The following is a 23074-nucleotide window of genomic DNA, read 5'->3' on the forward strand; positions in this document are numbered from 1 at the left end:
GAGGGAAATATCATGGCTGAAGTGATTTTTAATAAACTGGAAAAAGTGTACTCCAACGGCTTCAAAGCGGTACATGGTATCGACCTGAAAATTGCAGAAGGGGAATTCATGGTGATTGTCGGGCCATCCGGCTGCGCCAAGTCCACCACCCTGCGTATGCTGGCAGGTCTGGAAACCATCAGCGGCGGCGAAGTGCGTATCGGCGAGAAGATTGTGAACAATCTGGCACCGAAGGAGCGCGGGATTGCGATGGTATTCCAGAACTATGCGCTGTACCCGCACATGACGGTGCGTGAGAACCTGGCGTTCGGCCTGAAGCTAAGCAAAATGCCGAAGGCACAGATTGATGCCCAGGTAAACGAAGCAGCGAAGATCCTCGAACTGGAAGAACTGCTGGAGCGCCTGCCTCGCCAGCTCTCCGGTGGTCAGGCACAGCGTGTGGCCGTTGGCCGTGCGATTGTGAAGAAACCGGACGTGTTTCTGTTCGACGAACCGCTGTCCAACCTTGATGCCAAACTGCGTGCCTCAATGCGTATCCGTATTTCCGACCTGCACAAGCAGTTGAAGAAATCCGGCAAGCCGGCCACCACCGTGTACGTGACCCACGATCAGACCGAAGCGATGACCATGGGTGACCGCATCTGCGTGATGAAACTGGGACACATCATGCAGGTTGATACCCCGGATAACCTGTACCACAAGCCGAAAAATATGTTCGTGGCTGGCTTTATCGGCGCACCGGAGATGAACATTCGCCCCTGCAAGCTGGTGGAACAAGAGGGACGTCTGCACATTGCCATCGGCAATGAAACCATGCCGTTGAACGACGAAAAGCAGGAGAAAGTCTCTTCTTATGTCGGTCAGGATGTCTTCTACGGCATCCGTCCGGAATTCGTCGACGTCGCCGAAGAGCCTTTTGCCGAAGGCAACTGTAGTGGCGAAATGGTACGCGTGGAAAACATGGGCCATGAATTCTTTGTTTACCTGAAAGTGGCAGATTACGAACTGACTGCTCGCATCCCTTCAGATAAAGCTAAGCCAATGATTGATAAAGGTCTTAACCGCAAGGTGCATTTCAAGTTCGATATAAATAAATGTCATCTCTTTGACGCAAAAACTGAAAAGAACATCTCTCTCTAATGGAGTTATAAAAATGAAAAAAGTGCTTTTAAGCGCCGCTATCTCCGCCACTCTGGGCCTGACCGCGCTGCCTTCTATGGCAAAGGATGTTGATTTACGTATGTCCTGGTGGGGGGGCAATGGCCGCCACCAGGTCACGCTGAAAGCGTTAGAAGAGTTTCACAAGCTGAACCCGGATATCACCGTCAAAGCCGAATATACCGGCTGGGATGGTCACTTATCCCGCCTGACCACGCAGATTGCGGGCGGTACCGAGCCGGATGTGATGCAAACCAACTGGAACTGGCTGCCGATTTTCTCGAAAAATGGCGACGGTTTTTACGACTTGAACAAAATGAAGGACGTGATCGACTTAAGCCAGTTCGATCCAAAAGAACTGCAGTCCACTACCGTTAACGGCAAGCTGAACGGGATCCCCATTTCCGTCACCGCGCGCGTGTTCTACTTTAACGATGAAACCTGGAAAAAAGCGGGCGTTGAATACCCGAAAACCTGGGATGAGTTGATGGCTGCGGGCAAAACGTTCGAAAGCAAGCTCGGCAAACAGTACTACCCGGTGGTACTGGAGCATCAGGACACGCTGGCGCTGCTGAACTCGTACATGATCCAGAAGTACAACATTCCAGCCGTAGATGAAAAGACCAAGAAATTCTCCTACTCCAAAGAGCAGTGGGTTGAGTTCTTCCAGACCTATAAAAAGCTGGTTGATAGCCACGTAATGCCAGACACCAAATACTATGCGTCGTTTGGTAAGAGCAACATGTATGAAATGAAGCCGTGGATCCAAGGCGAATGGGGTGGAACCTACATGTGGAACTCCACCATTAACAAGTATTCAGATAACCTGAAGCCACCGGCGAAGCTGGATCTGGGTAGCTACCCGATGATGGAAGGTGCCACGGACGCAGGGCTGTTCTTTAAACCTGCGCAGATGCTGTCTATTGGCAAATCCACGAAAAATCCGGAAGCCGCCGCGAAAGTGATTAACTTCCTGCTGAACAGCAAAGAAGGTGTCGAAACGCTGGGTCTGGAGCGCGGCGTGCCGCTGAGTAAAGCAGCCGTTGAAATCCTGACGCAAAACGGCACCATCAAAGAAAACGATCCGTCCGTCGCTGGGTTACGTCTGGCGCAGTCGCTGCCAACCAAACTCACCGTGTCGCCATACTTTGATGACCCGCAGATCGTGGCGCAGTTCGGTACGTCACTGCAGTACATCGACTACGGTCAGAAAACCGTGGAAGAAGCTGCTGCAGACTTCCAGCGTCAGGCTGAGCGTATCCTGAAACGCGCGATGCGCTAAATAAAAAGCCGGGTGGCGGCTTCGCCCTACCCGGCCAATGCGAACCTGTCGGCCCGGTAAGCGAAATCCGCCACCGGGCATTAACATTACACACCGATGTTCCGCAACTTCTCTCCCGCCATCAGTTTGCGTTCGATATGTTCCAGGGTGACATTTTTGGTTTCAGGAATAAGCCAGAACGTAATACCAATGAATACGACATTCAGCGCGGTATAAAGCCAGAATGTACCGGCCGCGCCAATACTGTCGAGCAGCGTCAGGAACGTTGCCCCGATGATCATATTCGACACCCAGTTGGTGGTGGTGGAACAAGTGATACCAAAGTCACGGCATTTCAGCGGCTGAATTTCCGAGCACAGGATCCACACCACCGGTGCGGCGCTCATCGCATAGCCGGCGATACACATCATGGTCATGCCGACGGACAGCCACGATAACCCGCGGGATGCCGTGCCGTTATCAAACTGCATCAGGCAGTAGCCCAGCACCAATGTTCCCAGCGCCATCACGGTAAAACCAATTTTCAGCGCCGGTTTACGCCCGGCTTTATCGACGGTAAAGACGGCGATAAACGTAGCAAACATAAAGGTTAAGCCAACCACCAGGGTGGCAATCATCTGCTGTTCTGTGGTGGTAAAGCCCGCCATCTTAAAAATCCGCGGCGCGTAGTACATGATGATGTTCATCCCGGTGAACTGCTGCATCGCCTGCAGCAACATACCGAGGAAAACCGCACGACGCACGTTACTGTTGATCTTAAACAGCGCCCATCCGCCCTGCTTTAGCTTCAGGCTTTCGCGGATGTCATTCAGTTCATCGCGGGCTTTTTCCGAGGTATCTCGCAGCATACGCAGCACTTCTTCAGCTTCAATATGACGCCCTTTTTGTGCCAGCCAGCGCGGGCTGTTCGGTAAAAACACCACCAGAACAATCAGCACCACCGCAGGCAGGGCCAGCACGCCGAGCATAGCCCGCCAGTTGCCGGTGTAGCTGAACGCCGTATCGGATAAAAAGGCCAGCACAATGCCCAGCGTGACCATCAGCTGGTACATGCTGATCATTTTTCCGCGCACGTTTTCACTGGCCATTTCTGAGAGATAAAGCGGCGCGGTATAGGAAGCAATCCCGACGGCAACCCCCAGTACTACCCGGGCGGCGATCAGAAGCTCAACGCTTGTCGCTAATGCCGATCCCAACGATCCGAGAACAAAGAGGATTGCCCCGACCATCAGACTGTATTTTCGTCCGAGGCGGAAAGAGAGCCAGCCATTGAACAGTGCGCCAATTGCCGCACCCAGCATCATGCTGCTGACTACCCACTCCTGCAAACGACTGCTTAGCGCAAAGTGTTCAGTGATAAACGGCAGCGAACCCGCGATCACCCCAATATCCAGACCAAATAATAATCCTGCGACAGCAGCGGAAACTGAGACAAACAGATTCATACGTCGCGTGTCGCGCATTGCGCGCGGTGCTAAAGCAGCATCATGATTAATTGAGACCATTTTTTCCTGCCAGAAACAGAGTAAGACATAAAACTGAAAATAAGGGATCCCTTGCCAGGGGCGTCAGGCTGGAAACGGCATAGTTATGGATAAAATAGCTAGCTCATACCGTTATGTGATGGACATTACAATTTTAAAATTTATAGATAATTACTCAATAAAATTTAATACACTGATATTAAAGAGTATTAAATATTACCGTTTCATACATATGAAATTATTTATGGATTAATTTATAACCATAATATGGATTAAAATAACTTAAAACCAAAAAAAACCTGCCGTTGGCAGGTTTTTTAATACTGGAGAGGGAATTAACGCGCCAGCCAGCCGCCGTCTACTGCAACGGTATAACCATTGATGTAGTCAGATGCGCTGGAGGCCAGGAATACGATTGGCCCCTTCAGATCGTCAGGCAGACCCCAACGGCCTGCCGGGATACGATCGAGGATTTCTGCGCTACGCTGCTCATCAGCACGCAGCTGTTGCGTGTTGTTGGTCGCCATGTAGCCCGGTGCAATCGCATTGACGTTGATGTTGTGTTTTGCCCACTCGTTCGCCATCAGGCGGGTTACGCCCATCACGCCGCTTTTTGATGCGGTGTAAGACGGCACGCGGATGCCACCCTGGAAGGAGAGCATAGAGGCTATGTTAATAATTTTCCCGCCGTTGCCCTGCGCGATGAAGTGCTTCGCCGCCGCCTGGGACATAAAGAATACGCTCTTAATGTTCAGGTTCATGACGTCGTCCCAGTCTTTTTCGCTGAAATCGATCGCATCATCACGACGAATAAGACCCGCATTGTTCACCAGAATATCGATATGGCCGAATTCTGCCACCGCGCGCTCCAGCAGTGCCGGAATACCGTCAATCTGACGCAGGTCGGCAGTCAGGCTTAAAAAGCGACGGCCCAGGGCAGTAACACGTTCGATAGTTTCTGTCGGCTCAACAATGTTGATACCCACGATATCGCAGCCCGCTTCCGCCAGACCCAGCGCCATACCCTGGCCCAGACCGGTGTCACAACCTGTCACAACGGCGACTTTACCTTCAAGAGAGAATGCATTCAAAATCATTGTTAATCCTTATTTTTTATAGTGCCCATCACCGACAGGCTGAGTGGCCGCCCGCGACTAGCGCAGATCTTTTACTGCAACGTGATCCATGTCATCAAAGACCTGGTTTTCGCCGACCATACCCCAAATAAACGTATAGGCTTTTGTGCCCACGCCAGAGTGGATAGACCAGCTTGGAGAAATAACAGCCTGCTCGTTGTGCATCACAATATGGCGCGTTTCCTGAGGCTGCCCCATCATGTGGAATACACAGGTGTCTTCTTCCATATTGAAGTAGAAATAGACTTCCATGCGGCGTTCATGGGTATGGCACGGCATGGTATTCCACAGGTTACCCGGCGCCAGTTCAGTCAGACCCATGCTCAACTGGCATGTTTCCAGAACATCCGGCACAAAGTATTTGTTGATGGTACGGCGGTTACTGGTGAGATCATCGCCCAGCGTCACCGGCGCAACGTCTGCTGGCGTGACTTTTTTGGTTGGGTACGCGGTGTGTGCCGGTGCACAGTTGTAGTAAAACTTCGCCGGAGTTGCCGCATCAAGGCTGGCAAACACCACTTCTTTGGCACCTTTACCGACATACAGCGCATCGCGGTGACCGATTTCATAGCATTGACCATCGACGGTAATCGTGCCCGGACCACCGATGTTGATCACGCCCAGCTCACGGCGTTCGAGGAAATACGTTACGCCCAGCTGTTTGCCAACTTCACCACCAACGGAAACGGTTTTGGCCACCGGCATAATCCCGCCGACAATAATACGGTCGATGTGGCTGTAAACCATGGTGTATTCGTCTGCGACAAATACCTGTTCTACCAAAAATTCGTTACGCAGCGCCTGGGTGTCCAGGGTTTTAGCATGCGCACTGTGGATACTTTGTCTTACGTCCACATTTACCTCCAGTGATAAATTGACCGTGAATACGTTATCGGATAGCGAAACATCGTTCCGTTTTTCCTAATGCGTTAATGATATCTCTCTCGGAACGCGTTTTCAATTACAACTAAAACGATGTTTCACTTTTTCTGCATCTTATTATCAAAAGTGTAGTTGCGATCACGCTAGTGACGGAAAATCGGCAGATAACAAAAAACAACTGGATTTAAAAACCATATAAAACAGATAGATGCAAAATAATAAGAAATGATAACTCCATGGAGGTAGAGATAAAGCATTCAACAACCTCTCGCCGCAGAAATGCTTTCTTATGCTTTTTGTTACAAATTGCGTCATCAATCACACATGATGAAACACTGTTTTGATAAATTATCACTTGGTTTTTAAATTCATCATAAATCTGGGTGCTGACGCAGATTGCTAAAATCCTGCGTACGGTAAAAGGAGTGCATTATGGCTAAAGGCATGCGGGTCAAGCTGAACTATGAGATCAGCCGCGATCCGGATACAGGCGTGGAAGTCACCCGACTGACCCCACCGGAAGTAACCTGTCATCGAAACTATTTCTATCAGAAATGCTTCTTTAATGATGGCAGTCACCTGCTGTTCGCCGGTGAGTTTGATGGTCACTGGAACTACTATTTACTGGATCTTGCCAAAGCCGAAGCCGTTCAGTTGACCGAAGGCGCAGGTGATAATACCTTCGGCGGTTTTTTATCGCCGGACGACAGCGCCCTCTACTATGTCAAAAACGACCGCACCCTGCTGGAAGTGAATCTCAAGACGTTGGCAGAACGCGAAGTGTACCGCGTGTCTGATGACTGGGTGGGCTACGGTACCTGGGTTGCCAACAGCGACTGTACAAAACTGGTCGGTATCGAAATTGCTAAAAGCGACTGGACACCGTTAAACAGCTGGCAGCTGTTCCATGACTTCTTCCATAAAGGCCCGCACTGCCGACTGCTGCGCGTCGATTTACGTACCGGCGACAGCGCGGTGATTCACGAAGAGAAAAACTGGCTGGGTCATCCGATTTACCGTCCGTTCGACGATAACACCGTCGCTTTCTGCCATGAAGGTCCGCACGATTTGGTCGATGCGCGAATGTGGCTGGTCAATGAAGACGGCAGTAACGTGCGTAAAGTTAAGGATCATGCGCAGGGTGAAAGTTGCACCCATGAATTTTGGGTCCCGAACGGCTCGGCACTGGTCTATGTCTCGTACCTGAAAGGTCAGCAAGGACGCACCATCTCCAGCTACAATCCTGATACCGGCGTTAATGAAGCCGTAATGTTAATGCCTGCCTGCTCGCATTTAATGAGCAATTTTGATGGCACGTTGCTGGTCGGCGATGGTTCAGGTACACCGGTAGACGTGAAGGATACTGGCGGTTACACCATCGATAACGACCCTTATCTGTATGGATTTGATGTAGCGAAGAAAAGCTGTTTCCGCATCGCACGCCACGATACTTCCTGGGCTACCGTGGCAAACAGCCGTCAGGTCACCCACCCGCATCCGTCGTTTACACCAGACGATCGCGCGGTACTTTTTAGCTCAGACAAAGATGGCAAACCGGCGTTGTACATTGCCAAACTGCCCGAGCAGCCGGAACTGTTTCAACTGTAGTCCCCGAAATGATTGTGCCCTGTTTTTAATTTAATGTTTCTGTAACTGGCCTTGCCCTCCTCGCGGAGGGCTTTTTTTATTAATAGAAAAGCTCAATACTATAAATAATAAGCAGCAGAAAACCCCGGCCAACATCTCCGGGGTATTTCGCCAGCTATTGATGGTATTTAGAAAGAATAGGCGACGCCCATACGGAAACGAGTTTGACGCTCATCCGTTGTTTTCACACCCACGTTCCCGACTTCAACATACGGTGCCCAGTTTTTATCCCACTTATAGGCTAACTTGGCATTATATTCATTGGAGTAGGTTTTATTATTATTACGCGCTACACCTTCGGTGCTTTTGGCGTAAACATAGTTCAGCTCAGTACGCCAGTCACCCAGCACAAAACCAACCCACGCATCCCCACGGTTTACCTTATCATCTTCTTTATTGGAGCTTGAAGGATAGCGTGTATATTCATAACGATAGCGGGTAGCGACATAGAAACCATTCTCAAAACTGTACTGCAGGTGCAGGTTCGGTTTGTAGATGGTGCGGCTGTCATTACTTTCAAGTGTCAGACCTGGCGTTACCGCAATATTGCTGGTTGCTTTCCAACGCCAGTTAATTGAGTCTTCATGACCGTTACCCACTACATCAGCAAAAGGCTGGTCAGCTTTATCACCACCCGATTTCCATTTTGCTTCAACGGTAAAACCTAAACCATTTTCAAAACGATGCGACACCGACACGCGATCAGCATTAGACCCGCTATCAATATATTCATGTCGTAAGTCAACGGTGACAGCCTGCGCTGCAAATGACGCACCAATTAAAGACGCAAGCACCAGAGTGTTCTTAAACATATGCTACCCTCAAATTAAAATGATGTTCCTTTTTTATGGAATTGCATTTTATTTTTTTAACACCACTATTTTAGTGATCATGATCGTAATTATTTGTTTCAAAAAAAATGGACAACAACAGCGTGATGAATATCAAACAAAAATCATCTAAAAACCCGAAAACAAAGATCATGATCACGGTTCATTTTATTTAAAATGAATAGCAGAAGTATTAATCACAACAATTGACATTAAAAACAATGAGATACAATAAAACACGCAGTTAATAACGCAAGTTATATTACCTGTGATAATTATACGCTTTTGTATTATTAATTAAGTTATAAGCGAAAAGGGTAAATCAGAGGAAAGATTTTGCTTCAGAGTTTTTCTGAATAGATTTTACTTATTTCAAAATATAACAGGTGAGCGCTGTCACATTTGCATGGACAGCGCGGCAGGAAGGCGTATTTGAGAGGATTAATTTAGAGCGGATCAGTCACGTTCGATGGCCAGCGCCACACCCTGACCGCCGCCGATGCACAGCGTTGCCAGACCTTTATGCGCCCGGCGTTTCACCATTTCATGGACCAGTGAAACCAGAATACGGCAGCCGGACGCCCCAATCGGATGACCGAGCGCAATGGCCCCACCGTTCACATTCACCCGGCGTTCATCCCACTCCAGCATTTTGCCGACAGAAAGCGCCTGCGCGGCAAACGCTTCGTTGGCTTCGATAAGATCAACATCCGCCAATTGCCAGCCAACTCGTTCCAGGCAACGTCGCGTCGCGTACACCGGCGCAATGCCCATCAACGCAGGATCAACCCCGACGCTGGCAAAGGCACGAATGCGCGCCAGCACGGGTAAGTTCAGCTCTTGGGCCTTGGCTTCGCTCATCATCATCACGGCAGCAGCACCATCGTTTATTGATGACGCGTTACCCGCCGTAACGGACCCCAAACGATCAAAGGTAGGATCCAGACGCGCCAGCCCTTCTGCGCTGGCATCGGTTCTCGGCTGTTCGTCGGTATCCACCACTATCGATTGCCCGTTACGCTGAGTGACCACGGGCACAATTTCATCTTTAAACCGCCCAGCATCGATCGCCATACGCGCTTTGTGTTGCGAGTGAAGCGCGTAGGCATCCTGTAATTCACGGCTGATACCGTATTCCCGCGCCAGGTTTTCCGCGGTAACGCCCATGTGATAATCGTTGAAAGCATCCCACAGACCGTCGTGCACCAGGCTATCGACCAGTTGACTATTACCGAGTTGCGCCCCGGTGCGACTGTCGGTCAGGACATGTGGGGCACGGCTCATATTCTCTTGTCCACCGGCAATCACAATGTCGGCTTCACCGCACTGGATAGCCTGCGTCGCCAGATGCAACGCCTTCAGGCCCGAGCCACAAACGTCGTTAATGGTGATGGCGGAAACGGTGTTGGGGAGTCCTCCGTTAATGGCAGACTGGCGTGCCGGATTTTGCCCTGCCCCCGCCGTGAGGACCTGACCCAGGATCACTTCATCAATAGAGTGAACATCCACCCCGGTGCGTTCCATTAACGCCCTGACCACCATACTGCCTAACTCAACGGCAGAGTGGCGTGCCAGCGTACCCTGGAAACAGCCAATCGGTGTCCTCAACGCCCCCACTATCACAACCTCTTTCATCACTACCTCAGCGCAAAATGACAGCGCAATAGTAGATGATTGTTAAGAATAGTTATCTTAGTTGTTTAAAAAATGGTGAGTTTTATCACAAAGGAAATGTGTATCATTTATCTATCATCGAAACGCCACCCTGTTGTAAGTGATCGCGTAGCCAGCTTCCCGCCACGCCAGGCGGCGATTTCTTGTTCCACAGCAAATCGATAGAGATAGCCTTAGGCCAGCCAGGTACCTTCAGCTGTGCCAGCGGTTTTTCCGCTGCAAACTCCTCCACCAGCGCACAAGGCAGCGTACACCAGCCAAATCCCTGCACCGCCATACTGAGCAACAATAAATAGTTAGGCGCTGACCACACCGGACCGCGCGCCACGTTAGTGCCGCTTTCCAGATAGGTATTTAGCCGCAGTTCGCGCCAGGTACGCAGTTGCTCCCACTGCAGTTTTTCCTGCACCGCCAGCGGGTGCGAAGCCGCCACGTACAATCCCATCAAGGTTTGCATCGGCAGGCGCGTGACACCCATGTCCGTGGGGTAATCCTCGCGCGCTTCAAGGAGACCAACCTGCGCACGTCCCTTTTGCAGCAGATCGATTACGTCCTCATCTTCGCCAATCAGACATTCAAACTCGGTGTGCGGAAACAGTCGGTCAAACTGCACCATCAAATCTTCCAACACATCCGGATGCAGGGTGTCCGAAAGCACAAAAGTCAGACGTGCTTCCGTTGCACCCGACAGCGAAATCGCCGCCTCGTCCAGCCGCTCGCTGGCCGACAGAATCGCCTGCACATAGCCAAGAATCCGTTTGCCTTGCTCGGTGAGCGTGGGTTGACGTGAAGAGCGGTCAAACAACGCAAAGCCGAGATCGGCTTCCAGATTGGCTATCGCCGTGCTGATGGTGGACTGACTTTTGCGTAACCGCCGCGCCGCCGCAGAAAATGAGCCGCAGGAGACGGTCTCAACAAATGCCGTTAATGCTTCAGGAGAGTAGCGCATAAACTATCTACTTTATCGATGGATCCTATCTTTTAGATATCACATAAAACGATAAAATTACCACTATTCCGTTATCCGGGCATCAAAGAAGGTTTCAGATTATGCAACACGATACAGTCCAACGCCGTTCGTTAATGGAACGTATTTTTCACGCCGTCTGTTTTGAGGGTATTGCCACCGCCGTTCTCGCGCCAACCGCCGCGTGGTTGATGCAGCGCTCAGTGCTGGAAATGGGCGGATTGACCATACTTCTGGCGACCACGGCGATGATCTGGAATATCATTTATAACGCCCTGTTTGACCGCTTATGGCCGACTCACCTGGTAAAACGTACGGCTAAGGTCCGCGCATTTCACGCGTTAGGTTTTGAAAGTGGGTTTATTGTGATTGGGGTGAGCATTATGGCGTATGTGCTGAACGTCAGCCTGCTGCAAGCATTCACCCTGGAAATTGGTTTCTTCCTGTTCTTCCTGCCGTACACCATGTTTTATAACTGGGCGTATGACACATTACGCGAGCGCGTAATGAAACGTCGCCAGCAGCGCGTTACTGCCTGATAATCCAATGAATAGTCGGAATTATCTCCATTCCGGCTATTCATCCCTTCTCCCGCCCACATGCTCACACCTCCCCCAGCCCCGCTCATTTGTGGTAAATTGCGCTTCTTTTTGTTTATTTTATAGTTGATACGTTCAAATAATGTCGAAAATTTGGTCAAAAGAAGAGACTCTCTGGAGCTTCGCGTTATACGGGACTGCCGTCGGCGCAGGAACCCTTTTCCTCCCCATACAGCTGGGTTCTGCTGGTGCGGTGGTGCTGTTTATCACCGCACTCGTCGCCTGGCCTTTAACCTACTGGCCACATAAAGCGCTGTGCCAGTTTATTCTGTCATCCAAAACCTCAGCGGGTGAAGGGATCACTGGCGCAGTCACCCACTATTACGGCAAAAAGATAGGCAGCCTGATTACCACCCTCTATTTTGTGGCCTTCTTTGTGGTGGTGCTGATCTACGCCGTGGCGATCACCAACTCACTCACCGAACAGCTGGCAAAACATATCGAGATCGATCTCCGCGTACGTATGCTGGTCAGTCTCGGCGTAGTGCTGGTGCTGAATTTGATTTTTCTGATGGGTCGCCAGGCCACCATTCGGGTGATGGGTTTTCTGGTATTCCCGCTGATCGCTTACTTTTTGTTTCTGTCGCTCTACCTGACCGGAAGCTGGCAGCCAACGTTACTCACCGGCCAGATGTCGTTTGATCAGCACACGCTGCATCAGGTCTGGATATCGATTCCCGTGATGGTTTTCGCTTTTAGCCATACGCCGATTATCTCCACGTTTGCTATCGACAGACGTGAGAAATACGGCGAGCAGGCCATGGGTAAATGCAAAAAAATCATGAAAGTCGCCTACGTTATCATCTGCCTGAGCGTGCTGTTTTTCGTCTTCAGCTGTCTGATGTCGATTCCGGTAAATTACATTGAAGATGCGAAGCACGAGGGCGTGACCATTCTGTCCGCGCTGTCGATGATGCCCAACGCGCCCGCATGGCTGTCGATTTCCGGGATCATCGTCGCCGTAGTGGCGATGTCAAAATCGTTCCTCGGCACCTACTTTGGCGTGATTGAAGGGGCGACAGAGTTGGTCAAAACGTCGCTGCACCAGGTTGGTGTGAAGAAAAGCCGGGCCTTTAACCGCGCCCTGTCTATTATGCTGGTCTCCACCATCACGTTTATCATTTGCTGCATTAATCCAAATGCAATTTCAATGATTTACGCGATTAGCGGGCCGCTGATCGCCATGATTTTGTTCATCATGCCGACGTTGTCTACCTATCTGATCCCGGCCCTGAAGCCGTACCGCTCGGTAGGCAATCTGATCACCCTGATTGTCGGTCTGCTGTGCGTATCTGTGATGTTTTTTGGCTAGAACGTGTTGTTTAACGGCTCATTCCACTATGTGGATGAGCCGTTAAACTGAATTATTTGATGTAGGAGTCCAGCACCTTCAGCACGACGTCCAGATCCTCTTCACGCTTGATTTCATCACCCTGATGCACGATATGCTCGGTCAGATGACCTTTAATCACTTCACGCATTAATCCGTTTACCGCGCCGCGAATTGCCGCAATCTGCTGTAAAACGGCGGCGCATTCATGCGGTTCATCAAGCATAGTTTTCAGCGCGGCTACCTGCCCCTGAATCTTACTCGCGCGGGCTTTGAGCTTTTGTTTGTCGCGGATCGTATGTGACATCGTCCTGTCCCCGTTGCATAAATCATGACGTACTATACCGTGCCGATCTACTGGGGGGTAGTATTCGGTACTGGGGGGGAGTAGAATCTGACGAAACAAACCAACTAAGAATCATTCTCATGGGTGAATTTTCGACGCATCTTCAGCAGGGCAACGCCTGGTTCTTTATTCCCAGTGCGATTTTATTGGGCGTGCTGCACGGCCTGGAGCCGGGGCATTCCAAGACCATGATGGCGGCCTTTATCATCGCCATTAAAGGCACCATCAAACAGGCGATCATGCTGGGACTGGCGGCGACGCTGTCGCACACCGCCGTGGTGTGGTTGATTGCACTGGGTGGGATGTATATCAGCAAAGCCTTCACCGCCCAGGCGGTCGAACCCTGGTTACAGTTTGTCTCGGCGATTATTATTCTGAGTACCGCATTGTGGATGTTCTGGCGCACATGGCGCGGGGAGCAGAACTGGCTGGCCGACGCGCATCACGACCACGGGCACGATCATCACCATCACCATGATCACCACCATGACCATGACCATGACCATGACCACCATCATCATGCTCACCACGACGCTCATCATCATGATCATCACCACGAACACGATCATGCCGCGCTGGCAGGCTTTGCTGAAGGTTCAAAAGAGTATCAGGATGCCCACGAACGGGCGCATGCCACGGATATCCAGCGCCGCTTTGCGGGTAAAGAGGTTACCAACGGGCAAATTTTGTTGTTTGGCCTGACCGGCGGGCTGATCCCGTGCCCTGCCGCCATCACCGTATTGCTGATTTGCATCCAGCTCAAAGCTTTTACGCTGGGGGCCACCATGGTGTTGTGCTTTAGCGTCGGTCTGGCAATAACGCTGGTTACGGTGGGTGTAGGCGCGGCCATCAGCGTGCAGCAGGCAGCCAAACGCTGGAGCGGGTTTAACACGCTGGCGCGCAAAGCCCCCTATTTTTCCAGTGTGTTGATTGCTATGGTCGGCGTATATATGGGCATTCACGGTTATATGGGGATCGTGGGGTAACACGAGTCACAATAGCGCGCAACGACCTTTGCCGCTGCGCGTGAAACCTGACTAGCTCGCCACATTCCCCCACACCAGTTGGCCTTTATGGAAGGTTGCGGTACGGGGAGAGATTCGAGCGACAGCCTCGGCAGAACAGGAGGCATCCACCAACACAAAGCTGGCCTCATCCTGTGCTTTTGGCCATACGCGTTCGCCTTTATCGTTGAGCGGCAGCACATCGCCGGTAGCAAGGAACAGCGCCCGCGACAGGTTGAGTTCGTTAGGGCGAATATAAAGCTGCGCGTACAGATTGGCCTTTTCCAGCATGTCCCCCAGCCCGTACGGCGACCAGTGGTCGATCACGCTGTCGGTGCCGGTAATCACCACTACACCTTTGTCGCGCAGCTGTTTCAGCGGCATGTGCATCGTGCCAATCGGCACCGTCGAAGCAATGGTAATTTGCTGCGCCACCAGGCGGGTCGCCAGTTCATCCACCTGCTGCTCGTTCAGCGTAGACAGCGCAAACGCATGGCTGATGGTCAGCTTGCCCTTCAACTGCGGGGTTTTCTCTACCGTTTCCACCATGTAATTCACCGCCGCCATGCCTGCCGGGCTGGTTTCATGCAGATGGATATCCACGCCTTTATCGTAATCGAGCGCAATCTGGAACATGGTATCGAGGGATTTCTCCATCGCCCCGTCCACGCTGGTTGGGTCCAGCCCACCTACGTACTGCGCCCCCGCCTGCATCGCTTCACGCATCAGCGGTTCAGACTTCGATAACAGCAGGCCATGCTGCGGAAATGCCACGATCTCACAGGCAAAACCCGGCTGACGACGCGCCAGCACCGCCTGTAGATTCTCCAGATTTTTCAGCCCGGAAACCGGCTCAATATTGCAGTGGCTGCGGGCAATCGAGGTACCTTTTGATTGCAGCAGGTCGATAAGCTTTTCCGCACGCTCTTGCGTATACGGCTGCAGTTCAGGCAGCAGCTTTTGTTCCAGGCGAATCATATCCTGAATAGTGGTGCCCGCCGGGCGGTTGAGTGAGCGCCACGGACCGCCATAAAAGGTTTTATCCAGATGGATGTGCATGTCGCGCATGGCGGGCAGCATCAGCTTTCCGCCTGCATCGTAGTGCGGCAACGTGACATCCGGATGCTGCTTATTCTCACGCAGCGCAACAATTTTCCCGTCCTGAATCTCTACGGTTTGCAGTGCGGTACGGGTATGCACCACCACGGCGTTTTCGTAATCAAATCCCGCTTCCAGCAGGACGTTATCCAGGTAGTAGTGTTTATCGTTAATCGTCATCGTGTTCTTCGCGCAACGGGTTGTCCCGACAGGATCCGCAGCATACGCGACCGGAGCGACCGCGCCAAATAGCGCGGCAGCGGTGACCATTTTTCCGCTCTGGCTTAAAAACTCACGGCGGCTGTTACTTTCCTTCATTCGCATCTCCTTTCAGGAATGGACAATATGGGTGCCTGTTTCACCGCGCAGCGCGGCGGGCAGGCATTCCGGCGTGGTGATGATCACCCGTTTGCCGCCACGGGCGAGAAACGTCAGGCTGGCAACGATTTTGGGTAACATACTGCCCGGCGGGAAATGCCCTTCCTGCATGTAGCGGGTCATTGTTGCAATATCCACGGTGTCCAGCGCCTGCTGCTCAGGCTTGCCAAAATGAATACACACTTTCTCAACGCCGGTGGTGATCACCAGCACGTCGGCGCGGATCTCCTGCGCCAGCAGCGCGGTGGAGAGATCTTTATCAATCACCGCATCTACGCTCTGGTAATCCCCCTGATCGCTACGTACCACCGGGATCCCACCGCCGCCCGCGCCAATCACCACAAAGCCTTGCTGGGTCAGTGCTTTAATCGCCTCGGCTTCGACGATGCGCTTCGGCTCCGGCGAAGCGACGACCCGACGGTAGCCGCGCCCGGAATCCTCAACAAAGCGCCAGCCCGGATTGGCCAGCTGTAGCGCATCACGCTGAGCGTCGCTAAAGAACGCGCCGATCGGTTTGGTGGGGTTGGCAAATCCCGGATCGTTTTTGTCGACCTCCACCTGCGTGACCACGGTGACCGCTTTCTGTTCGCCACGCCGCGCCAGACGGTTATTCAGCGCCTGTTGGATCAGATAACCAATGCCACCCTGGGTATCGGCGACGCAGTTTGCCAGCGGCGTCAGCGGTAAGCCTTCACGCTCGTGGGCAATCTCTGCGCGCCGCAGATCGAGTCCCACCTGCGGCCCGTTGCCGTGCGTCAGCACAATGTTGTAGTCCGATGCCAACATCTCCAGCACCGTATCGGCAACGGCTTTTACGGCTTCAGCCTGGTGCTCAATCGACTGGCTGGCGTTATCTTTGATAATGCTGTTGCCGCCAATGGCAACGACCACAAGTTCTTTCATAGCGTCATCTTCCACAGCAAAGCGATTCAGGAGGTTTTGGTCGGTTGCTGCTCAAGGGCAGTCACCGCTTCACGGCTGTCGAGCACATGCTTTATCACGAACATCCCGCCCATCATCAGGTAGGCCATGACAAACATCAGCGAACTGCCTTCAGCAAACCCAACGGCCGGGGAGTGGATCACGCCAAACAGCGACAGCAGCGCCCCACCGGCGGCGGCAATCGCCCCACGTAATGGTTTGTTGATAATGGCGAAGATGGCGATACAACCCCACAGCATACTGGCCAGCGGCGCGCCGCTACCGAGGTGCACCAACCCGTCGTAGTACACGCCTTTACTGTGCAGCAGGTCGGTTCCGAGTTTAGCCGCTGACGTTCCCGCCGCCCCCATCACGCTGTTCACGATGGTTAACGCCCAGTTGGCAATCCACGGGAACAGACAGATGAAGATGACGGGCACCTCAACTTTGGGCGTTTCTCGCACCACCTGGTTAGCGGTTACCACGCCGATAAACACCAGTATCGGCACGATCGCGGTCATCGGAATAATGGCGAGCATAAACGCGCCCAGACCAAACAGCGGCACCAGAAACATGGTGATCCCCGACGCGAGGGTATAGCCGATACTGGCCCCCATCGCTTTCCAGCCCGCGTGTCCGACATACACGGTAACCGGGAACGGATTACCCAACATGCAGCCCAGCATTGATGCAAAGCCGTTCGCCATCATGACTTTACGGGTGTTGTACTCATCGCCTGCGGCGTGCGCACTTTCAATGTTCTCAAGGTCAAAAATGTAGTTCGCCAGTCCCAGAGGAACCGCAGAAGCCAGATACGGCAGTGCGTGCGGCAAGCCTTGCAGGAAGCTGTCGACGTGAATTTCCGGCGGATTGAAGCCAAAGGAAGACATCGACGCTTTGATCGCTTCCGGGCTTTGCAGGCCGGAGATCCACGCCAATGCCGTACCGGCGATCAGCAGCAGCAGGCCGGTAGGGATACGGGCAAAAATCGGCTTCTTACCGAACCAGTTAATGAAGATCAGCAGCAGCACGATGAACGATACGGTTGGCGCTTCAAACGCCTGCAGCATCGGGTTCATCGCCAGCAGCAGCAGACCCAGGCCGGATAAACAAGAGAGCAGCACCGTGCGTGGGATCATCTTGCGGATGGTCTCACCAAGGAACGAGCCACCAACCAGGATCAACGCTTCGACAAAACACCACACCAGCGCGATTTGGATAGCAAAGTTGGCATCTTTGGTTTGCTGATACACCGGCATCAGCACCAGGAAGGTGACGGTGAAAATTGACGGGGCGCTCGGCCCGGAAGGCAGCGCCGTCACATCTTTACGTCCGGTCTGTTTTGCCATCTGCAGGCCAAACCAGGCGTAGCAGACGCTGGCCACCAGCACCGCCAGACCAAAGGCAGGCGCAATACGGCCGTAGACAATTTCGGTAGGGATCCCGACGACAAAGATGAGCAACCCCATCATTGTCAGCAGGTTAGTCAGGTTGTTGGTCATCAGCCCAAAGTAAGCCGCCCAGTCACCCCGTTTCCATTCTAGTTTTGTGCTGTTCATGGAATATCCTTTACAGGTTAAGCATCGTTTGCGATCGCGGGGATCGCCCAGCCCTGCAGGTAAGCAACGTTATTCGCTTCGCGACCAGGGGCTAACGGCATTAGCCCCTGGTTATGGTTATTGGCAGTAGCGATCGCGCCAGCTGAGAATTGCCTTTTCAAAGCAGGCAAACGGCGGATGGACAATTCCCGCACCGATCATGCCGATCCCCGCATCTTTGTGGGCAATCGCGGTGTTGATCACCGGCAGAATGCCGGTGCTGCCAACGCGCGTAATGTCGATAGCGGTAGGTACGCCCATAAAACCGAGCAGCGGAATAGTGACGTTCGGGTTTTCGCCAAGGGTGATTTCACGCATCTGGCGAGAGAAGTCGACCGCTTCCTCAACTGTACCGCCGACCAGCGCCACGATGGCCGGCGCCGTCGCCATGGCAAAACCGCCAATGCCGTAGGTTTCGGTAATCGCACTGTCGCCGATATCACGCCCGGAATCTTCCGGCTTATAGCCCGCAAACATCGGGCCAATCACCTGCTGCGCCGGGCCGGTAAACCACTGGCCTGGTAACCCACTGACGCGCAGACCAAACTCAACGCCGTTGCGCGCCATCGTCGTCACCACGGTGCTGTATTCAATACCGTGCGCAGCATCCATCGCGGCTTTGCACATCGCCATCCACGTCGGTCCGGAGAAATAGTCGCTGCTAAGGACAAACTCAAAGACCTCGCGCTGCTGCGCCACCGGATAGCCGGTCTGGATAATCCATGGGGTCAGCGCCTGAATCAGCAGCGCCGTCCCGGCATTATTGCGGTTGTGGCATTCATCGCCCATATGCAGCGCCTGCGCCAGCATCAGGCGCAGATCAATTTCCCCCGCCAACTTCATGGCGTCGCGCAGCATCGGTCCCAGCACGTCGCGCATCCAGTTCAGGCGATCGATAACGCTCTGATCGTTCGCCCCCATACGCAGGATCTTCGCCATTTGCTCGCTCATATTGGTATATGCGCGGTTGCCGTAGGTTTTGTTTTCCACAATGTGCATGAACATTGAGGCCGACGTGACGCCCGCCATCGAACCGACGCAGTCGTGCTCGTGGCACGGCGAGAAGATGATTTCACCGGAGGCGGCAAGCTCGGCGGCGGCATCGAGGTCTTTCGCCAGTCCTTCAAACACCAGCGCCCCGGTCACGGCCCCTTTCATAGCGCCGCACATGTTTTGCCAACGGGTCGGCGGCCCAGCGTGCAGGATGGTGTTGCGGGTCATGCCCGGTACCACGTTGATGGCCTGATCAAAACCAATCAGCACCGGGTGCGACTGGATAATACGTTCCAGCGCCTGCTGGTTTGCGGCAGCAATTTTGTCTGCCAGCGGCGAATCGGCAATCTCGTCCAGCGCGGCAACCACCTGCATATTGCCCTGGCCCGGCGGCGTCCAGTCGAGCTGGGTCACCGGTACATTTTGCTTTTTCAGGTCATCACTGAACATCGCGATGCCGACGTTAATCACGTTCAGCGGCTGGGTAAACAGCGTCTGGCTCATCAGGCTTCCTCCCCTTTACAGATAAATTCACGCGCCAGCAATCCGGTGTTGGTGCTGCTGCTCGCCCAGATAACCCCGGCATCGGTCAGCATCTGGCACTGTTTTTCCAGTGATGGCGTATCCTGGTCGGTTCCCAGTACATAACCGAGGATCTCCAGAGGACGTCCGTCTGCGGCAGCGATCGCTTTCGCCTCAGCGATCGCCTCGATCATCACGCCCACCGGATCTTCATGCGATCCAAAACCGAGGACGAAATCCATCACGATCACGCCGACTTCAGGATCCCGCGCTTCCTGCAACAAACGGCTGATGCGGTTGGTCGGGTCGATCATCGGGTGCGGCTTGCCGTTGGTGAAGTCGTCATCACCAAAATCGAGGAAGGTATGCGCCACGCTGCGGTTAATATCCGGCAGGCGGAACGCCGGGTCCGGGTGAATGTTGCTGTACACCTCGGCATGTTTTTCCATCGCGGCAAACATCGCCTCATCGCACAGCGTGCCGCCACAGAACAGCCCACGGATATATTTTTGCTGCGGTGTCAGACGGGCGCGCACTTCTTCAATCAGCGGCCAGTTGAGCGGATGCAGATCCAGGCTCTCTTTTTTCACGCCGCTGAGCAGGACCGCGCGCAGCGCCGCATCTTTGGTGCCTCGGGCAAACTGCAATCCGTCTTCATCCGCCAGCGCGGCGTCACGTCCGAGGAAGCACACCACCACCGGTTTGTGACAAGTGCGCGCGCGATCCAGCACTTTTCGGGCCACCGCAGGCGCAGGCGGTTTGGAGATCAGCGCAATAATCTCGGTTTGCGGATCGGCCTCCAGCATGGCAATCGCGTCGAGCATCATCAGGCCGCCAATCTTTTCGCTCAGGTCACGTCCACCGGTGCCAATCAGCTGGGAAATACCGCCGCCAAATTCATGAATACGTACGCTGAGTTCCTGGCTACCGGTGCCGGATGCGCCGACAATGCCGATATTGCCGCGACGCACTGCGTTACCAAAACACAGCGCCGCACCGTTAATAATGGCGGTTCCGCAGTCCGGCCCCATCATCAACAGCCCTTTTTCGTGCGCCAGCTGTTTCAGCGCCAGCTCATCGTCGAGGGACACGTTGTCAGAGAACAACATCACGTTGAGGTTATTTTGCAGCGCCTGACGCGCTTCACGGGCCGCGAACAGGCCGTTGACCGAAATCACCGCCAGGTTGCTGTCGGGAACGTGCTTCTTCGCACTGGCAAGCGTGGCATAGCGTGCTTCGTGCTGGCCGCCCTGCTCCTTGTGCGTGAACAGCTCATCGATAGCCACCAGCGTTTGCGCGTTCGCCGCCTCGCTCGCACCCTTGATGACAATCATCAGATCGCCACTCTTCGCCTCTTCCAGTTCAGGCGTCAGCAGGCCGAGATTCTTCAGCACGCCTTTGTTCATTTCCGTTGCCATCGCCACAAACGCCTGCTCCACGCCATCGAGCTTGTTAGCGCGCGTTGAGATAGACATCAGTGACACAGAATCAAAATACGTGTTCTTTTTAACAACTATCCTGATCGACATAATTCCCTCCGGACCGATGGCTCAGGGTGCAGGCGTCCGCCATGCCATACAGCATGTCGCAGCCAGAACTTGAGCCGATATTTTTAATGTCAGTAATAAATGGCGTAGCAACGTGGTGTTGCCGCGTAATAATATGGGTTACCAGTCGTGCAACGCTTTCCCGATAACGCTGATGAAAAGCCTCTTCCAGCGTTATTTTACTGAGCAGCGTCGTGTTATTTCCGGCAATCCGTAATGCTGCTAAAAAATCGTGCTGATGTTTTTTTAACGGATGACCGTTAATAAATAAAACCGTACTCAGTCCAACTAAATAATCATCGGATGATGGCGTTAAGCCAATTCCCAGACCGATTAACTGGCCAACTGCGAAAGAAATATTTTCGCCATTATTCAGGGCGGCGATTAATGCCCGGCGGCGGTTCTGTAATTCACGGGCGATTTCCTGATAAAACGGGTTATCGCCCTGGTACAAAAATAATGTGTCGCGGTGATTCAGCTGTTGGCGGATAACCTCTGCCCAGCAACGCCAGGAAATTGCTGCGAAGCGGTCTGCATCTGGCGACCAACTCGGCATTTGCCAGGTCTGGCACCCGGAGGTTGCTATCCATTTATCCGTGCCAACGGCTATCCCCGTCTCGGTAAAACTCACCGGCTCGCCGGGATGAAACAGATCTTCACAATGCGTCAGCGCCAGCCGACAACTGTTAGGCGCGTTATCGCCGCTCTCGCTCAGTAAGGTGAACAATCGCTGCAGCTCGGGTATGAACAGGTTTACCGCGCGGGAAAAAACCTGTTCTACACGCCCCGTTCCCCGAAATTCAAGAAACGCGCCGTCGGCGGTTAGCGCCGTTACGCATCGCCGTGATGGCGTGGCGATAGTGGCGCTCCTCGGTCAAGCTCCGGCGGCAATCAGCAGCTCGGCAATTTGGTGATACCCTTTCTCCCGCGCCAGTTCCAGCGGGGTTTTGCCGTACTTGTCCGTCATGTGCGGATTCGCACCATTGTCGAGCAGCAGCTTGACGATTTCCTGCTGCTTTGCGCCGCCGTCGTTGAGTACGATGGCTTCCAGCAGCGGCGTCCAGCCGACAAAGTTGGTGTGGTTAACGTTGATGTCGGTACGCAGCAGCAGTTCACGCACGATCTCCACGTGGCCTTTTTCGCTGGCAGGCGTAATGCCAACGCCGCCAAAACGGCTGAGAACATTGAGATCAGGGTTAGCCGGTAACACCAAACGCAGCAGCGTTAAATCATTGGTCAGGCAGCTAATCAGGAAGGGATTAAAACAGGTTTGATCTTGTTTATTAATATCGGCGCCGGCCTCAATCAATAAAGACACGCAGTCATAATGTTTATTCAGGCTGGCAATAATGATGGCGGTACGCCCCTGGCGATTGGTCGCATTAATATCCACATTTTTTGCCAGACAGGATGTTAATCCCTGCGCATTGCCCTGCTCTGCCGCCAGCAGAAATTCAGTAATAAGTTCTTTCTCTGACATAATCCTTCTCCTGCAGTTTTTAAGGCTTTTTAAAATTCCGATAACCTGAGAATAGCAACAGAGAGATGGGAATAACATCCGCTTAAATTTCATTCATCGTTAGCGAGTCGATTATTGAATAGTATTTAATAATGAGAGCAAAAACGTGCTGTAGTGCAATCTTTCTCTTATGACCGCTGCTCTTTTAGACATTATTCA

General features: G+C 52.9%; 20 protein-coding genes. 6 read left to right on the top strand and 14 right to left on the bottom strand.

Annotation, left to right across the window (positions count from 1 at the left end; translation table 11 throughout):
• The first annotated feature begins 12 nt into the window (after window positions 1–12).
• Window positions 13–1140 (top strand): ABC transporter ATP-binding protein, encoded by a 1128-nt coding sequence (locus FCH32_RS21495; RefSeq protein WP_096755834.1) that lies wholly within the window; start codon window positions 13–15, stop codon window positions 1138–1140.
• Window positions 1141–1153: 13 nt separating this feature from the next.
• Entirely contained in the window at window positions 1154–2440 is a 1287-nt protein-coding gene (locus FCH32_RS21500) for an ABC transporter substrate-binding protein (protein ID WP_096755833.1), read from the top strand.
• Between the two features lie 86 nt (window positions 2441–2526).
• Here FCH32_RS21500 and araE read toward each other — a convergent pair whose 3' ends face one another.
• From araE to kduI, 3 genes are all read right to left on the bottom strand, one after another.
• A complete protein-coding gene (gene araE, locus FCH32_RS21505; protein ID WP_096755832.1) occupies window positions 2527–3945 on the bottom strand; it encodes an arabinose-proton symporter AraE in 1419 nt (472 codons plus the stop codon).
• 314 nt (window positions 3946–4259) lie between these two features.
• Window positions 4260–5021, bottom strand: coding sequence for a 2-dehydro-3-deoxy-D-gluconate 5-dehydrogenase KduD (gene kduD / locus FCH32_RS21510; protein WP_096755831.1), 762 nt, complete (start codon window positions 5019–5021; stop codon window positions 4260–4262).
• A gap of 57 nt (window positions 5022–5078) precedes the next feature.
• Window positions 5079–5915: a 5-dehydro-4-deoxy-D-glucuronate isomerase gene (kduI, locus tag FCH32_RS21515; protein WP_096755830.1), complete on the bottom strand. Its 837-nt coding sequence runs from the start codon at window positions 5913–5915 to the stop codon at window positions 5079–5081.
• A gap of 459 nt (window positions 5916–6374) precedes the next feature.
• Between kduI and FCH32_RS21520 the strand changes: the two genes are divergently transcribed.
• Window positions 6375–7550 (top strand): oligogalacturonate lyase family protein, encoded by a 1176-nt coding sequence (locus tag FCH32_RS21520; protein ID WP_096755829.1) that lies wholly within the window; start codon window positions 6375–6377, stop codon window positions 7548–7550.
• 167 nt (window positions 7551–7717) lie between these two features.
• Here the strand turns inward: FCH32_RS21520 and FCH32_RS21525 are convergent, their stop codons facing one another.
• From FCH32_RS21525 to FCH32_RS21535, 3 genes are all read right to left on the bottom strand, one after another.
• Window positions 7718–8401 (bottom strand): oligogalacturonate-specific porin KdgM family protein, encoded by a 684-nt coding sequence (locus tag FCH32_RS21525; RefSeq protein WP_096755828.1) that lies wholly within the window; start codon window positions 8399–8401, stop codon window positions 7718–7720.
• A gap of 474 nt (window positions 8402–8875) precedes the next feature.
• Complete coding sequence (locus FCH32_RS21530) at window positions 8876–10054, bottom strand: acetyl-CoA C-acetyltransferase (RefSeq protein ID WP_096755827.1); 1179 nt, start codon at window positions 10052–10054, stop codon at window positions 8876–8878.
• 103 nt (window positions 10055–10157) lie between these two features.
• Entirely contained in the window at window positions 10158–11042 is an 885-nt protein-coding gene (locus FCH32_RS21535) for a LysR family transcriptional regulator (protein WP_174361494.1), read from the bottom strand.
• A gap of 101 nt (window positions 11043–11143) precedes the next feature.
• Between FCH32_RS21535 and FCH32_RS21540 the strand changes: the two genes are divergently transcribed.
• Window positions 11144–11599 carry a multidrug/biocide efflux PACE transporter gene (locus FCH32_RS21540; protein WP_115257555.1) on the top strand — a complete coding sequence of 152 codons (456 nt, stop codon included), beginning with the start codon at window positions 11144–11146 and terminating at the stop codon, window positions 11597–11599.
• Window positions 11600–11741: 142 nt separating this feature from the next.
• Window positions 11742–12971: an amino acid permease gene (locus FCH32_RS21545; RefSeq protein ID WP_135911457.1), complete on the top strand. Its 1230-nt coding sequence runs from the start codon at window positions 11742–11744 to the stop codon at window positions 12969–12971.
• 52 nt (window positions 12972–13023) lie between these two features.
• On the opposite strand, the gene rcnR is transcribed toward FCH32_RS21545, so the two are convergent.
• Window positions 13024–13296: a Ni(II)/Co(II)-binding transcriptional repressor RcnR gene (rcnR, locus tag FCH32_RS21550; protein WP_016154292.1), complete on the bottom strand. Its 273-nt coding sequence runs from the start codon at window positions 13294–13296 to the stop codon at window positions 13024–13026.
• Between the two features lie 119 nt (window positions 13297–13415).
• On the opposite strand from rcnR, the gene FCH32_RS21555 reads away from it, so the two are divergent.
• Window positions 13416–14321 (top strand): nickel/cobalt efflux protein RcnA, encoded by a 906-nt coding sequence (locus FCH32_RS21555; protein WP_174361495.1) that lies wholly within the window; start codon window positions 13416–13418, stop codon window positions 14319–14321.
• A gap of 51 nt (window positions 14322–14372) precedes the next feature.
• Here FCH32_RS21555 and FCH32_RS21560 read toward each other — a convergent pair whose 3' ends face one another.
• From FCH32_RS21560 to FCH32_RS21590, 7 genes are all read right to left on the bottom strand, one after another.
• Window positions 14373–15755, bottom strand: coding sequence for an amidohydrolase family protein (locus FCH32_RS21560; RefSeq protein ID WP_174361496.1), 1383 nt, complete (start codon window positions 15753–15755; stop codon window positions 14373–14375).
• A 12-nt stretch (window positions 15756–15767) separates the two neighbouring features.
• Window positions 15768–16718 (bottom strand): carbamate kinase family protein, encoded by a 951-nt coding sequence (locus tag FCH32_RS21565; protein WP_115257552.1) that lies wholly within the window; start codon window positions 16716–16718, stop codon window positions 15768–15770.
• Between the two features lie 26 nt (window positions 16719–16744).
• Window positions 16745–18295, bottom strand: coding sequence for a xanthine permease (locus FCH32_RS21570; RefSeq protein WP_096755820.1), 1551 nt, complete (start codon window positions 18293–18295; stop codon window positions 16745–16747).
• Between the two features lie 117 nt (window positions 18296–18412).
• On the bottom strand, window positions 18413–19831 hold the full coding sequence (locus FCH32_RS21575; protein WP_096755819.1) for a YlbE family protein: 1419 nt from the start codon (window positions 19829–19831) through the stop codon (window positions 18413–18415).
• Window positions 19831–21378 carry an acyl-CoA synthetase FdrA gene (gene fdrA / locus FCH32_RS21580; protein WP_174361497.1) on the bottom strand — a complete coding sequence of 516 codons (1548 nt, stop codon included), beginning with the start codon at window positions 21376–21378 and terminating at the stop codon, window positions 19831–19833. Before fdrA ends, FCH32_RS21575 begins: the two co-directional genes overlap by 1 nt.
• Window positions 21356–22255: an oxamate carbamoyltransferase subunit AllH family protein gene (locus FCH32_RS21585; protein ID WP_174361522.1), complete on the bottom strand. Its 900-nt coding sequence runs from the start codon at window positions 22253–22255 to the stop codon at window positions 21356–21358. Before FCH32_RS21585 ends, fdrA begins: the two co-directional genes overlap by 23 nt.
• 15 nt (window positions 22256–22270) lie before the next feature.
• Window positions 22271–22969, bottom strand: a complete 699-nt coding sequence (locus tag FCH32_RS21590; RefSeq protein WP_338075331.1) for an ankyrin repeat domain-containing protein — start codon at window positions 22967–22969, stop codon at window positions 22271–22273.
• Window positions 22970–23074 lie beyond the last annotated feature (105 nt).

The sequence above is a fragment of the Citrobacter gillenii genome, assembly GCF_013337685.1.
Lineage (GTDB): Bacteria > Pseudomonadota > Gammaproteobacteria > Enterobacterales > Enterobacteriaceae > Citrobacter > Citrobacter gillenii.